Here is a 13,253-nt window from a genome sequence, read left to right as displayed (position 1 = left end):
TCATCGCTGGTCCTTTCACCTAGCCTTCGAGGAAACCAGCTCCCTCCCTTCATGATTTCTCTTTGATCTCCTCAATAATCTCATCGATTATCGAAGAGGAAAACCCTCTTCTGTAGAGTTTTCTTCTTATCTTATCAGGATCAGTCAATTCTGTGTTGCCTGCAGCTCTTTTTCCAATCTCTTTCAAGTCGCAACTGTCCAGTTCTAATTTAATTGTATCGTCAATTACCTCTTCTGAGATTCCTAACCCAAGTAGCTCCTGTCGAAGCCTGAACGGGCCTTTGTAATGCACATTCAGTCCGTCGCTTACATAGAGTCTGGCGAAAATGCCGTCGTTAACTAAGCCCTGCTCTTCCAGCTTTTCAATGACCTCTTTGATCTCCTTCTCAGAATACCCCTTCTTGAAGAGCTGTACTTCGATTTCCCTTCTTGACCTCAACCTGTATTTCAAATATCTCAAAGCATCTTTCATTGGATCTGAACCCATCACTTGTCGTCTTCCTTCTCCTCTTTCTTGACTTCCAGGAGCGGCAAACCAAACTTCGTCCTTAGCCTGTTTTCAATCTCGAGCATCAGCTCAGGGTTTTCCTTCAAGAATTCTACTCCATTAGCCTTGCCCTGCCCAAGGCTTACTTCACTATTATCAGGGGTCATGTAAGCGTACCATGCTCCCTTTCTATCTATCATGTTCTCAGAAACCGCAAGATTGAATAGCTCGTTTGCATGCTCGATCCCTTGCCCGTAAATTATGTCAACCTTGGCTTCTCGAAATGGCGGGGCAACTTTGTTCTTCACAACTTTAATGGTTGTCTCGTTTCCAAGAACTGTGTTCCCTTCTCTTATAGCACTGCCCCTCCTAACCTCAAGTCTTACCGAAGCATAGAATTTCAGTGCGACACCCCCGGTTGTTGTTTCAGGATTACCGTAGACTACCCCGATTTTCATTCTTGTTTGGTTAATGAAAATCACGATGCACTTCGATCTACTTACGTTCCCAGAAATCTTCCTTAGTGCCTGTGACATAAGCCGAGCCTGAAGACCAACCTGCAGTTCGCCCATCGCCCCCTCAATCTCGGTGCGAGGCACTAAAGCTGCAACAGAGTCCACTACAATTAGATCGACCGCACTAGACCTGATTAGGCCATCAACAATGTCCAGAGCCTGTTCTCCGTAATCAGGCTGAGATATCAAGAGATTGTCAACATCCACCCCAAGATTCTGCGCATAATGGATATCGAGAGCGTGCTCTGCATCGATGAAGGCAGCTATCCCACCCCGCCTCTGAACTTCTGCAATAGCATGCAAGGCAATTGTCGTCTTTCCGCTCGATTCAGCACCGTAAACCTCAACTACTCTGCCCCTTGGATAACCCCCCACTGTAAGGGCAATGTCGACAGCAAGTGAGCCGGTTGAGATCACTTCTATACTCTTCTGATCTTCTTTATCTCCCATAAGCATTACCGAACCCTTGCCAAACTGTTTCTCGATATCTTTTATTGCTCTATCAAGTGCGTTTTTCTTATCCTTCGACAGCATGTTCAATCAGTCCTCCTTCAAAGCTGCATGTGAAGACCTTTCTGTACCTAGCTCCTTCCCTGGAGAGAATCGATTCGAATATTGTGGCTTCTCCGACAGGAAATATCACTCGTTCACTATCAAGTGTACTCAAGAATTTCCGCCACATTGGCGGACTGAATTTCATCCTGCCTACAGTCAAATGCGGTCTAAAATTATCTTCAACAGGCAGATTCATTGCTTCAAGAACTACTCGCGTCTCTCTCTGTAGATTAATGAGACTCTGATTTCTTTCAATTCCTACCCAAATAACCTTTGGCAAGTCCTTATGTTTGAAGTAACCTATGCCTCCAGTTTCCAGAGTGAATGAAGGAAACCCTCTCAGTCTACGCGACAACATCGATGCCAGTAAAGAGAGTCTTTCCGGCTCTATGTTGTCAAGAAATGCAAGAGTAACGTGAGAGTTTACTCCCGGCACCCATGATGCCTTGAACCCCATCCTTCTAAGCCTTTCCGAGATACTGTCTATCATAGCGGAAACCCTGTCGCCTGTATCAACTGCGATAAAAGAGCGCAAGTCAATCCCCCCCTTTGAAAATGTCTAGATTCTTAAACAGGTAGTTGGCTCCACTCGCTGCCGTGACACCTGCGACGAAGACCTCAAGCCACAGCACCAATGCTTGAGAGGGGAAATCCCATAGCAAATTCATGTAGAGAATTACCAAGAGAATCATTTGAGAGAACGTCTTAACCTTTCCGAGAGCATCAGCCGCGATCACTTTTCCCCTGCTCGAGGCAACCATTCTTATCCCTGAGACAAGCGTGTCTCTAAAGATCAGTATGAAAAGGAACCAGAGACTGACTCTCGAAATCGCCATGAAGCCCAGGAAGACTGATGTAACAAGGATCTTGTCAGAGATCTGATCTAGAAACCTCCCCAGATCCGTAACGAGACCACGCTTTCTTGCTATTCTCCCGTCAAAGAAATCTGTAAGTGAAGCAATTCCGAAGACAAGGAATGAAAAGTAGTAACCAACGACATTCCCACTCATTAGCAATAGAAGGGTAGGTAAAGCGAGCACCATTCTCGACAGGGTAAGAATGTTAGGCAAGTTCATCAAGAACAACACCTTCCATGTCATGCTCGTAAGTATCTGTGATTCTGGCTTTCAAGAAAACTCCTTCCTGCTTATGGCCCTTCAAAACAACCACTCCATCAACATCAGGAGCGCTGTTATATGCTCTTCCCAGCGTGTAACTTTCACCGCTCTCCTCAAGCAACACAGTAACTACCTTTCCTTTAAAGTCTGAAAGGCGCTCCGCTGAAATCCGATCCTGTTCGTCAAGCAGAAGCTCAAGCATCTCCTTTGCTGCATTCTTGCTTACAGTAAGCTTCTTATCGAATGCTGGCGTTCCTTCCTCTCTTGAGTAGACAAAACCTCCGAGTCTATCGAACCTAACACTTCTTGCAAAATCGACAGTCTCGTTGAATGTAGCTTCACTCTCACCTGGGAATCCGACCATTATTGTCGTTCTCAACACAGCATGAGGTGCTTTTTCTCTGATTCCAAGGAGCAAATCGCGTAACTGTCTAGAGTTCTTTGACCTGCCCATTCTCTTCAGGATCTCATCGGAACCACTCTGAACAGGTATATCGAAATAATCTACTACCTTTGAAAGCGAGAGAATCGAATCTATCAGTTCATCTTCCACATGATCGGGGTGAAGATAAAGAACCCGTATCCAGAAATCTCCTTCAAGATCATTCAATTTACCGAGAAGTCCGGCAAGAGTGACTCCCTCATCCAGATCTAAACCATATTGCGTACAGTCCTGAGATACTAGAACGATCTCTTTCACACCTTGTCGCACCAAAGAAAGAGTCTCTTTAACTATGCTTTCTGAAGTACGACTTGCCGCAAAACCTTTGAAGTTGGGAATTGAACAGAAAGCACAATTTCTGTTGCAGCCGTCTCCAATCTTCACGTAAGCACTATATTTTTCAGCGACTCTGGTGGAGTACTCGTAGACTCCATCAGGTTCACCAATGAAGAATACCTCATTTCTCTCGATAAGATCAGCGAGCGTTGCCGGGCTTGTGACTCCAACTAACCCATCAACTTCGCGGATCTCAGATTTCAATTCTTCGAAATATCTTTGAACAAGGCACCCGACTGCAAGTACTCTTAGATTCGGATTGTGCTCTTTGTAGGAAAGGGCCCTGAAGATCTCTTCCAGGCTCTCCTTCTTTGCATCGTCGATAAACCCGCAGGTGTCTATAACTAGTAAATCCGCACGCGAAGCATCTTTTACTATCTCATGGCCCCTGCTTCTCATAATGCCCATGAAATTATCCATATCGGCAATATTCTTTGAGCATCCCAGAGAGAGAACTCCAAACTTCATAGTCTTTCCTTTCTTTTGAAGAGGTACAGCTCCCTGATTCGCATGAGTTCTTCAATATACTCCCGATCCCGATAGTTCGGATAAGTGTATGGAAGTGGTGTAAAAGCACCATTGACGAAAATGAGAGTTATCTCAGCAGAGATGCCGTCTCCAATATAGATACGATTCGCCCAATGCTTAGTTGATGCGAGAACAAACTGAGCGTGATGAACATAGCCCGGATCTAGATTTACTTTTCTCTTCCCTTCCAGTCCGAATTTCTCTTCAATATCGTTTGTAATTCTCTTTATGAGGGAAAGTTGTTGAGGGTGTACGAGCCTCTTAAAAGAAAGCAGCTTGCCTTTAAGACCAAATCCCATCTCATCGTTGTAATAAGATGTGTATTTATCGAAATCCAGCGATTTCGATATATAGTCTGCCGGTCCAAACTCCTTCTCAAGAACAGGTTGAATTTCCTGAAGCCTGTAATCTATGTATGAACCGAAAGCGAAGACAACGAGATTGACCATTTCCGTTTCTCTATAGCTTCCCATCACTTTACACTCACTTCCGCCAGTGGAATACTCACATTCACCATCTCGCCTCCGCCCCTAACCGTATACCTTCCGGGCAGATCTTGCTCAACAACCAATTTATCATTTCGTCTTATCTTTAGTACCAAATGCTCACCAGGTTCAAGAACATACCCCTCATCACCGAGAAGAATTCTGAGACGAGACGAGAGGTCGAAAAAACCGACTTCAAATTCGGTAGACTGCGATTCTCTTATGTATCTAAAAATGTAAAGCGATTCTACAAATAGGAAGAGAGAAATTATCAGCAGTACTACCGATGCTACCTGGCTATTAAGTCTTGCTCTCTTTCCCATAAAAAGCGCTCCAGTCGAAATTATGGATATTCTACGGATAATTATAGCACGTTGCTATGGCACATTTTTTGAGTGGCGCCATCAAAAGATGTATGTAAATAATCGTGATATAATTTTCACAAATACGCCTGCCGGGAGGTTGATCAGCAATGGATAACACAAAAATCCCAAAACCTACTATAAAGAGACTCGCCGTATACCACAGGTGCCTGGAAAACATGGTTATCTCAGGAGTGGCAAGCGTATCCTCAAATGATCTGGCAGAAAGGCTCGGGATTAAAGCCAGTCAAGTGAGAAAGGATCTTTCATATTTTGGAGAGTTCGGAAAGAGGGGTGTCGGTTATAGTACAAAGCTTCTTCTTGATAGTATTAGCGAAATCCTTGGAATAAGGAAGAAGTGGAAGACCTGTATAGTGGGGATGGGAAACCTCGGTATGGCGTTGGCCAACTACCCCGGACTTGAGAACTCCGGTTTCATTGCAAAAGCGCTCTTCGACAACAATCCAAACAAAATCGGTATTCCAATGCCGAACGATCTTGTAATAGAATCAACAGAAGTGTTAGAGGAAATTGTGAAGAAAAGGCAAATAGAGATTGGTGTAATCACTGTTCCCGCGAACGCGGCCCAAATCATCGCTGATTTATTGGCAGATGCGGGTGTCAAGGGGATTGTCAACTTCGCTCCAATCCGCCTTACTCTGCCTCCTGGCATAAGCAATGAGGAAATTGACATTTCTGTCTCATTCAGATCACTTGCTTTCAATATGACATTCGGTTCTTCCAGAAAAGGGAGAAGAGCTTAATGGTTCTTGTTTCAATAATCGGAGGAAGCGGGGCCGGAAAGACGTCCGTAACCAACGTAATCTTCAATCACTTCAACGAAAGAGCGGCTGTTCTCTCGATGGATGACTACTACAAAAACCTGGATCCCGGAACTGATCCGAGAGAGTTCAATTTCGATTCTCCGAAAGCCTTTGACTTTGAACTCTTTGAACAGCACCTCAAATCCGTTAAGCAGAACAAAAGCATTATGGTTCCAGTCTATAGCATGGTCACGTACAGGCGAGAAGAAGGAATCTGTAGAGAGTTTAGGCCTAAACCGCTGATTATCGTCGAAGGGCTCCTGGTAATGTTCAAGAGGGAAATGAGGGATCTCTTCGACTTCTCAATATACATAGATGCGCCGGCAGATGAAAGGCTTATTAGAAGGATAGAACGTGATACTAAAGAGCGAGGTAGATCCGTAGACAGCATAATAGAACAGTATAGAAAGTTTGTCGCTCCGTCTTTTGAAAGTTTCATTGAACCCCAGAAGTACTTTTGTGATATAGTTTTACCTGACGGGGCCGCGAACACTACCGGTCTTAATGTCATAATCAACGCCATTGAGAACATGTTGAACAAGTGATCGGGCTGGAGGTGTAGAGTGCCAAATAGAATACTCTCGGTCATTGTGTTTCTGGTAATCGCAATTCTTTCCTTTTCCTTTAGCCAGAAAGTGATCATTGAGGATTTCGAGAATTACATTAGTGATTATGTAAGCCAAGAGCCGCAGCTGCCCAAAGTTGTCAGGCTCAATCAGGACCTTGATTATCTGTCAATCTACAGGATGTACAAACTCCAGATGGTTGGGAGCATTGAAAAGAAAGAGAGTTCAACGACTATCGCCGGGTTGCTGACCAGGCATCTCGGAGCTTTCACAGACATTGACGACTTTCGCGATAACGACGACAGGATAGCCTATAGCGCCTTTCTTGCATGGGTTCTAACAGACATCTCAGGAAAACCCTTTGAGACCTATACGTTAAATGAGATGCCGGCATATCTTGAGGTCTTCAACTCCTACACGACAAGAGTCAGGAGCATGGCAGAGACTGTCTATAAGGAGTGGATAGCATTCGCTCTTGGCCTCGTGAAGAGCAAACCTGAAGCGTTTCCCGAGGAACTGACTATAACAAACTCTTTTTCTTCCTTCAACCTTGCAGTAGACGCTCCTGCAGAGTCGGAACAAGAAATTCTGAGTCTTTCAGATACCAGGATACTTGAAGCCCTTAACTCTACGATCTCGACCTTGAGTTCGAAAGAGTACCGAGTGGACACACTTGTTGATGAAGAAGTAAACAGATTGGCAATTCAGACTGCTATGGATCTAGCTCAGATTTCCGGTCCTGAGATGATGGCATCTGGGAGAGAACTCTTTCGGCTATGGCTTCTAAGATCTATGGCTCTGATTGATTATGCTCCCTTTTTCCCGGAGTCGATCCCGGTGAAACCGAAAGAATTGGCAGGGTTTGAGCTTGGCACTGAACCAGATGACTCTGAGTATCGAGAACTAATGGACGTCCTTGATGAGAATCCAGAAATAAAGGCTCAAGTCTTTGAAAAGATTCAGATGGGCGCCCAGCTGCTTTCGATTAAGCAATTCACTCCGGTCGGCCTAATCGAGAATGACATCACCAGTGAAGTGAGAAAGATCATACCCATTCAAACAAACATAATGGGTCGGATAAGGAACGAGCTCTCAGCCAACCTCGTTTCAAGCGTTGAAAAGAAAATCGATCTCTGGTGGTTGAGAATTGTTGCCTACGCATTGCTGGTTGTTCTGGGATTCACTCTCTTCAACTCTGTCAAGAAGTATCTGTTAGGTACTATCATCATTCTTGAAACCTTGTACATATTCTTCATTGGTAACATTGCTGTTGGCATCTTCGATCTTTCTCTGCATTCAATAGTGGCATTGCCCGCCTTTGCATTCGCGTTCATTCTGACCGTTTCTTCGCTAATGAATAGGAGAAAGAGAAACAGAGTTCAGCTCTTGAAACTGCTAATGCTTGTTCTCATAGCCATTCTGCCATTCCTTAATCTTTTTAACGAGCAAACAGAGCTTTCAATGGACAGTTTCGATGGATTCTACGATTCAGTTTACTATTCGACTCTGAAGAGCGATGTGTTTCTTGCTCCTGAGTCGATGATCAGCCTGCAGACAAGAGAGTTGAACTCACTTGTTTCGAGCGAGTTGAACACTCTGAAAAGAGTCCTGAGGATAATCATCACCAACAAACTGAACTCTTTTTCATCCGAGGCAGGATTGACCTACAGTATAGACGCCAACGGAAGATTGAGGGTAACGGCCCCGGCCTTTAGTGAGTATTTGTCTATTGAGAACCAGGCCGTATATGCATCCGAGTTGCAGGACCTCACAAAAGATATCAATAGCTTCATAAGAGACAGCAACAGAAATAGTAAAGGTTACGCCAATGCCGTTTCGAAATTGCTGGACACTTCAGAGACAATTGTCAAATACGCTGGACAAACAATGAGAAAGGATTTCACCACTTCACTTGAAGATACTCTAGGATCAAGACCTGAGCTTTCCATCGCTTTGGACGATTACCATCAAAGAATCGATCCGCTGCTAGAAAGCAAACCCTCGCCAATCCCGGTCAAAGTCTACAGAGTTCCAGAGTTTGCGGCGCTAGTAGTTGCTCTTTTTTTGCTGACGATTACGCTATTTGTTGTAAAGAAACCTGTTATCTCTTATATCCACCTTGCAGTAATTGTAGTATTCCTGTTAATACAGCTCCCGGGCCTGAGCGATCTAAATCTCTTTGTCCAAGGTGGTTCTCCGATGCTGAGTGTGCCTATTGAACCTTCGATAAACATTTTGTTTTTGGTAGTTTTTGCGGGTATAATTGTGTTATCAGTTCTATGGATCTTACTATCTCATAAGAAAGGGAGTGTTGTTGAATGAAACTAAGACTATTGTTGGTGTTCTCACTTATTCTCATGTTTGCTCTCCCAGTAATGGCAATGAAGGTAATCATGATTACTGACGTTGGGGGGCTCGGAGACAAGTCATTTAATGATGGAACTTGGGAAGGAATTGTCAAGGCCTCTGACTTCCTGGGAATTGACAGAGAAGTCGTACAATCAAAGGAACAGTCCGACTATATCCCTAATCTGTCAAACGCAGCAAAGGAAGCAGATATTATCTTCGCAGTTGGCTTCATGATGGCCGATGCGCTGTATAAGGTTGCTCCTCAGTTCCCGGATACTTACTTCGTAGGCATAGACATTGACCCTGTTGAGAACATGCCGAATAATGTAGCAACGTATCTCTTCAAAGAACAAGAAGGAGCTTTCCTGGTAGGTTATGTGGTAGCGGCCATGACAGAGACCAACATGGTAGGCTTCGTTGGAGGTCTTCCAATTCCTCCAGTTGAAAGATTCCGCTACGGCTATGAGGCCGGAATAAGAGTCTACGAAGAGATACACGGAAAAACGATAAGCATGCTTCAGGGATACACTATGGATTTCAACGATCCTAAGAAGGGTAAGGACCTTGCCATCGCTCAGTTCGCAGAAGGCGCCGACATTGTCTTCCATGCAGCTGGCGCGTGTGGAAATGGTGTCATTGAAGCTGCGGCAGAAAAGGGAGAAGGTTTCTTTGCAGTTGGTGTCGATGTTGATCAGGATTACATGGCTCCTGGAAGAGTCCTAACAAGTTCTGTCAAGAGAGTTGACATGGCTTCCTATCAAGCCGTTATGAGTATCGCTCTCGGAACTTTCGAACCCGGAGCAAAGACACTCGGAATAAAGGATGAAGGTGTTGGAATTAGTCCGATGACCTACACTAAGGATGTTGTTGGACCGGTTATTCTCGGCGAAGTTGAGTTCCTTAAGGGTCTTCTAAAAGCCGGAACGCTTATTGTTCCTGATACTCAAGAGAAGCTCGATGCGTTCGTTGTTCCAGATATAACCCTTCCGTAATGGAATTAATTCACACAATCGTGTGATATCAAAGATCGGGAGAGCGACCTCTCCCGATCTTTCGTATCATGAACGATGGAGGTGAGCGTGTGGAAGAAAGCTACGTTGAAAGCCTCGATCTCTCAGGTATCGCAGTAGCTATGAAAGGAATTGTGAAGACCTTCCCTTCCGTTGTTGCTAATGATCATGTGGATTTCTTTGTTAGGAAAGGCGAAATACATGCGCTTGTGGGCGAGAACGGAGCAGGAAAGTCTACTCTCATGAATCAGTTGTATGGGCTTTATACTCCTGACGAAGGAGAGATCTTCATAAATGGTAAGAAAACAGTTATCAACGGGCCAAAGGATGCTATTGACATAGGAATCGGGATGGTCCACCAACATTTCATGTTGGTGGATAACCTGACTGTCGCTGAAAACGTAGTTCTAGGTTCAGAACCGAAGTACGGTCCCTTCAAAATGTTCATGGACACTAACAAGTCGCGTAAGATCGTTACGGACTTGTCTAAAAAGTACGGACTAGCCGTTGATGTGGATGCTTTTATTGAAGACATTCCAGTTGGTATGCAGCAAAGAGTTGAGATTCTGAAGATCCTATTCAGGGGTGCCGAGATTCTCGTTTTCGATGAACCGACAGCCGTTCTAACCCCTCAGGAGACCGAAGAGCTTTTCAAAATACTTAGAGTGTTAAGAGATAATGGAAAGACGATTATTTTCATCACTCATAAGCTAAATGAAGTCATGGCTATTACCGATAGGGTGACAGTTATGAGACTCGGGAAAGTAACCGGTAAGGTGAACACCAAAGACACAAATCCCAGACAACTTGCAAACATGATGGTCGGAAGAGAAGTTCTCCTAAGAGTCGAAAAGGAAGAGAAACGCGCCGGCGAAACCGTTCTAGAAGTCAAAGATCTCCATGTTAAGGATAATCGAAACTTAGATACGGTCAATGGTGTCTCGTTCTCGGTTCGTCAGGGGGAAATTGTGGGAATCGCCGGCGTAGCAGGTAACGGTCAGACAGAGCTTATCGAGGCGATCACCGGTCTTAGGAAAGTTGAGAAAGGAAACATATACTTGAGTGGCGTTGATCTTACTAATCAAACGGCGCTTGAAATAAGAGAAGCTGGTTTGACACACATCCCTGAGAATAGACTGAGAAGGGGAATGATAGCCCAGTATCCAGTCTATTACAACCTCATCCTTGGTAAACAAGACGAAGAGCCCTTTTCTCAAGAGGGGTTCATAAACCTTAGAAACGTAAAGGAATTCTCAAGAGGCGTAGTAGATGCTTTCGATGTGAGACCAAAGAACATAAACATGCTCGCTGGCAACCTCTCGGGCGGGAATCAACAGAAGGTAGTCGTGGGCCGAGAACTGAGCGTTGTTCCGATAGAACCGAAAGTTGTGGTAGTCTCTCAGCCCACCAGAGGTCTGGATATCGGAGCAATCGAGTTTATTCATAAGACTTTGATTTCGATGCGCGGCAAGGGCATTGCCATGCTTCTGATCTCAATGGAACTCGATGAGATTTTTTCTCTCTCTGACAGGATACTTGTCTTCTATGAAGGAGAGATTATGGGAGAAGTTACTCCAGATGAAGTCGACAGAGAGGAAATAGGACTTATGATGGCAGGGCATAAAAAGGCCGAAGTCGTTAGGGAACGGAGTGATGAAGGATGAATACCAGCAAGATCTACGCATTACTAGTACCGATCGTCTCCGTTTTGATAGCTCTCCTGATAGCTTCCGTGATTATTATCATGATCGGTAAGAACCCAATTACTGCATATTCCATAATGATTGACGGCGCGTTTGGTAGTCAGGAAGCACTTGCAGATACTATTATGAAGATGACACCCCTGATTCTAACCGGTCTCGCAGTCGGGTTCGGATTCAGAGCAGGAGTCTTCAACATAGGCGCTGAAGGCCAGATGACGATGGGTGCCCTAATAGGTGCAATAGTAGCCATGAATATCGGGGGAATTCCTTCGGTTATTGCCATCCCTCTTTCAATTATAGTCGGAATGCTCGCAGGTGCCTTCTGGGCATCAATAGCTGGTTTTCTGAAAGCTTTCACTGGAGCGCATGAAGTTATTTCAACGATCATGCTCAACTGGATTGCAGCTAACCTTGCTTCCTATATGGTGACCGGACCCTTGGCGGTCGGCTCCGGTACTCCGAAGAGTCCGGAAGTTGCAGAAGCATCGAAGCTTCCGGTAATACTAAAAGTTCAGGCTACTGAACTAAGCGTTGGGATTTTCATTGCCATTGCTGTAGCGATCATAATGTACATCCTGATAGAGAAGACCACCATCGGTTACAAGTTAAAGGCCGTAGGATTCAACCAGCATGCGGCTGAGTATGGCGGTATTAGTATTAGAAAGAGCATAATTCTCACAATGGCAATTAGTGGTGCTCTTGCTGGTATGGCAGGAATCGTCGACCTCATTGGAGTACCTCCTCATAGATTCGTCGGCGAACTCACAGGAGGAAGAGGATTTGACGGTATCACCATTGCGTTAATTGGGAGAAACCACCCAATCGGAATAATTTTTGCGGCTCTTTTGATAGCAGCCTTAAGAACAGGCTCCAACGCGATGCAGATTAGAGCCCAAATCCCTAATGACATCGTATCGATCATTCAGGGGATAGTAATCTTCCTTGTGGCTGCTGAGAGAATTGTCTCCACTCTTATTCTGTGGAAGCGAAAGAAAGGAGTGACTGCTATATGAGCTGGATCGAAGCGATCTTCGCAATACTTGTCAACCCCCTATTCTATAAACTCACTTTGCTCTCTGCGACTCCTTTAATATTCGCCGCTCTTGGAGGCACTTACAGCGAAGTCACCGGCGTTACGAACATCGCTCTTGAAGGTATTATGCTCATGGGAGCTTTTACCTCGATCGTCTTCACCCTACTTTCTGGTAACGCCTGGATCGGTGTACTAATGGCCGTCATCATAGGAACGGGGTTCACCTGGTTCCACGCATGGGCAAGTATTAGGTGGTCGGCTAATCAGATAGTTAGTGCTACCGCTCTTGTGATAATCGCTCAGGGAACAACTTCATTCCTGATGATTCCGATCTTTGGAAACGAAGGCCAGACCGATTTCATTGGAAGAGTTCCATACCTTGACGCAGGTTGGTTGAAGGGTATCCCTTTCATAGGCGAGATTTTTGGCTCTATGAGTCCTTTTACGTATATCGCAGTAATTGCGGTTGTTGCCAGCTGGTTCTTACTGTACAGAACACCTCTTGGTCTTCAAATGAGAGCGGTCGGAGAAAATCCTGAAGCTGCTGATACTCTAGGAATAAGCGTCTACAAGATCAGATATTTCGGAGTTCTAATGAGTGGAGTTTTCGCAAGTCTTGCCGGGGCCTTTCTTTCGGTCGGTGAACTGGGAAGATTCGTTGAGAATATGATTCATGGAAGGGGATTTATTGCTCTTGCCGCTATGATCCTCGGAAACTGGAATCCGGTTGGGGCCATGTGGGCTGCAATACTGTTTGGAGCGGCGGAAGCGATGAACCTGCAGTTACAGAGTAGTTCAATTGTGTCGGTATCGGCAGGTGTGAAACCATTATTCAATATGATTCCATTTGTTGTCACGCTGATAGTGGTGGGCGGTTTTATTGGCAAGACGCGATCACCTGCTGCTTCGGGAATACCTTACGAAAAAGAATCCTGATTAC

Annotated in this window: 14 protein-coding genes; 7 read left to right on the top strand and 7 right to left on the bottom strand. The window is 44.9% G+C overall.

All coding sequences use genetic code 11. The features are described from left to right. Window positions 1-49: 49 nt before the first annotated feature. The 7 genes from V512_RS11865 to V512_RS11835 are packed head-to-tail and all read right to left on the bottom strand — an operon-like array spanning window position 50 to window position 4,789. Window positions 50-487 carry a RecX family transcriptional regulator gene (locus V512_RS11865; RefSeq protein WP_099830698.1) on the bottom strand — a complete coding sequence of 146 codons (438 nt, stop codon included), beginning with the start codon at window positions 485-487 and terminating at the stop codon, window positions 50-52. Next, the gene (recA, locus tag V512_RS11860) at window positions 487-1,536 is read right to left on the bottom strand and encodes a recombinase RecA (protein ID WP_099830663.1); all 1,050 of its coding nucleotides are present in this window, start codon (window positions 1,534-1,536) and stop codon (window positions 487-489) included. The genes V512_RS11865 and recA overlap by 1 nt, the downstream gene beginning before the upstream one ends. Continuing rightward, entirely contained in the window at window positions 1,520-2,092 is a 573-nt protein-coding gene (thpR, locus tag V512_RS11855; protein ID WP_099830662.1) for an RNA 2',3'-cyclic phosphodiesterase, read from the bottom strand. The genes recA and thpR overlap by 17 nt, the downstream gene beginning before the upstream one ends. Before the next feature lies 1 nt (window position 2,093). Next, window positions 2,094-2,633 (bottom strand): CDP-diacylglycerol--glycerol-3-phosphate 3-phosphatidyltransferase, encoded by a 540-nt coding sequence (gene pgsA / locus V512_RS11850; protein ID WP_099830697.1) that lies wholly within the window; start codon window positions 2,631-2,633, stop codon window positions 2,094-2,096. Continuing rightward, on the bottom strand, window positions 2,620-3,921 hold the full coding sequence (rimO, locus tag V512_RS11845) for a 30S ribosomal protein S12 methylthiotransferase RimO (RefSeq protein WP_099830661.1): 1,302 nt from the start codon (window positions 3,919-3,921) through the stop codon (window positions 2,620-2,622). The genes pgsA and rimO overlap by 14 nt, the downstream gene beginning before the upstream one ends. Beyond that, a complete protein-coding gene (locus tag V512_RS11840; RefSeq protein WP_099830660.1) occupies window positions 3,918-4,454 on the bottom strand; it encodes a DUF4416 family protein in 537 nt (178 codons plus the stop codon). The genes rimO and V512_RS11840 overlap by 4 nt, the downstream gene beginning before the upstream one ends. Further along, window positions 4,454-4,789 (bottom strand): hypothetical protein, encoded by a 336-nt coding sequence (locus tag V512_RS11835; protein WP_099830659.1) that lies wholly within the window; start codon window positions 4,787-4,789, stop codon window positions 4,454-4,456. The genes V512_RS11840 and V512_RS11835 overlap by 1 nt, the downstream gene beginning before the upstream one ends. Window positions 4,790-4,938: 149 nt before the next feature. Here V512_RS11835 and V512_RS11830 point away from each other — a divergent pair, with 149 nt between their 5' ends. The 7 genes from V512_RS11830 (at window position 4,939) to V512_RS11800 (ending at window position 13,249) form a co-directional block, all read left to right on the top strand. Continuing rightward, on the top strand, window positions 4,939-5,592 hold the full coding sequence (locus V512_RS11830; protein ID WP_099830658.1) for a redox-sensing transcriptional repressor Rex: 654 nt from the start codon (window positions 4,939-4,941) through the stop codon (window positions 5,590-5,592). Continuing rightward, window positions 5,592-6,197 (top strand): uridine kinase, encoded by a 606-nt coding sequence (gene udk / locus V512_RS11825; RefSeq protein WP_099830657.1) that lies wholly within the window; start codon window positions 5,592-5,594, stop codon window positions 6,195-6,197. The genes V512_RS11830 and udk overlap by 1 nt, the downstream gene beginning before the upstream one ends. Window positions 6,198-6,215: 18 nt before the next feature. Then, a complete protein-coding gene (locus V512_RS11820) occupies window positions 6,216-8,540 on the top strand; it encodes a hypothetical protein (protein ID WP_099830656.1) in 2,325 nt (774 codons plus the stop codon). After that, the gene (locus V512_RS11815; RefSeq protein WP_099830655.1) at window positions 8,537-9,559 is read left to right on the top strand and encodes a BMP family ABC transporter substrate-binding protein; all 1,023 of its coding nucleotides are present in this window, start codon (window positions 8,537-8,539) and stop codon (window positions 9,557-9,559) included. Before V512_RS11820 ends, V512_RS11815 begins: the two co-directional genes overlap by 4 nt. A 140-nt stretch (window positions 9,560-9,699) precedes the next feature. After that, complete coding sequence (locus V512_RS11810; protein WP_180977928.1) at window positions 9,700-11,241, top strand: ABC transporter ATP-binding protein; 1,542 nt, start codon at window positions 9,700-9,702, stop codon at window positions 11,239-11,241. Further along, window positions 11,238-12,293, top strand: coding sequence for an ABC transporter permease (locus V512_RS11805; RefSeq protein WP_099830653.1), 1,056 nt, complete (start codon window positions 11,238-11,240; stop codon window positions 12,291-12,293). The genes V512_RS11810 and V512_RS11805 overlap by 4 nt, the downstream gene beginning before the upstream one ends. Beyond that, window positions 12,290-13,249, top strand: coding sequence for an ABC transporter permease (locus tag V512_RS11800; RefSeq protein ID WP_099830652.1), 960 nt, complete (start codon window positions 12,290-12,292; stop codon window positions 13,247-13,249). The genes V512_RS11805 and V512_RS11800 overlap by 4 nt, the downstream gene beginning before the upstream one ends. Window positions 13,250-13,253: the final 4 nt, after the last annotated feature.

It is taken from the genome of Mesotoga sp. Brook.08.105.5.1 (assembly GCF_002752635.1).
In the GTDB taxonomy this organism is placed as follows: domain Bacteria; phylum Thermotogota; class Thermotogae; order Petrotogales; family Kosmotogaceae; genus Mesotoga.
The sequence above is the reverse complement of the archived record's forward strand: the minus strand, read 5'-3'. Positions and strand labels throughout refer to the sequence as shown.

What these genes read in the sequence shown, in the direction of transcription:
- V512_RS11865 (WP_099830698.1), bottom strand. Translation starts at nt 487, where the DNA reads ATGGGTTCAGATCCAATGAAAGATGCTTTGAGATATTTGAAATACAGG.
- recA (WP_099830663.1), bottom strand. Translation starts at nt 1,536, where the DNA reads ATGCTGTCGAAGGATAAGAAAAACGCACTTGATAGAGCAATAAAAGAT.
- pgsA (WP_099830697.1), bottom strand. Translation starts at nt 2,633, where the DNA reads ATGAACTTGCCTAACATTCTTACCCTGTCGAGAATGGTGCTCGCTTTA.
- rimO (WP_099830661.1), bottom strand. Translation starts at nt 3,921, where the DNA reads ATGAAGTTTGGAGTTCTCTCTCTGGGATGCTCAAAGAATATTGCCGAT.
- V512_RS11840 (WP_099830660.1), bottom strand. Translation starts at nt 4,454, where the DNA reads ATGGGAAGCTATAGAGAAACGGAAATGGTCAATCTCGTTGTCTTCGCT.
- V512_RS11835 (WP_099830659.1), bottom strand. Translation starts at nt 4,789, where the DNA reads ATGGGAAAGAGAGCAAGACTTAATAGCCAGGTAGCATCGGTAGTACTG.
- V512_RS11830 (WP_099830658.1), top strand. Translation starts at nt 4,939, where the DNA reads ATGGATAACACAAAAATCCCAAAACCTACTATAAAGAGACTCGCCGTA.
- udk (WP_099830657.1), top strand. Translation starts at nt 5,592, where the DNA reads ATGGTTCTTGTTTCAATAATCGGAGGAAGCGGGGCCGGAAAGACGTCC.
- V512_RS11815 (WP_099830655.1), top strand. Translation starts at nt 8,537, where the DNA reads ATGAAACTAAGACTATTGTTGGTGTTCTCACTTATTCTCATGTTTGCT.
- V512_RS11810 (WP_180977928.1), top strand. Translation starts at nt 9,700, where the DNA reads ATGAAAGGAATTGTGAAGACCTTCCCTTCCGTTGTTGCTAATGATCAT.
- V512_RS11805 (WP_099830653.1), top strand. Translation starts at nt 11,238, where the DNA reads ATGAATACCAGCAAGATCTACGCATTACTAGTACCGATCGTCTCCGTT.
- V512_RS11800 (WP_099830652.1), top strand. Translation starts at nt 12,290, where the DNA reads ATGAGCTGGATCGAAGCGATCTTCGCAATACTTGTCAACCCCCTATTC.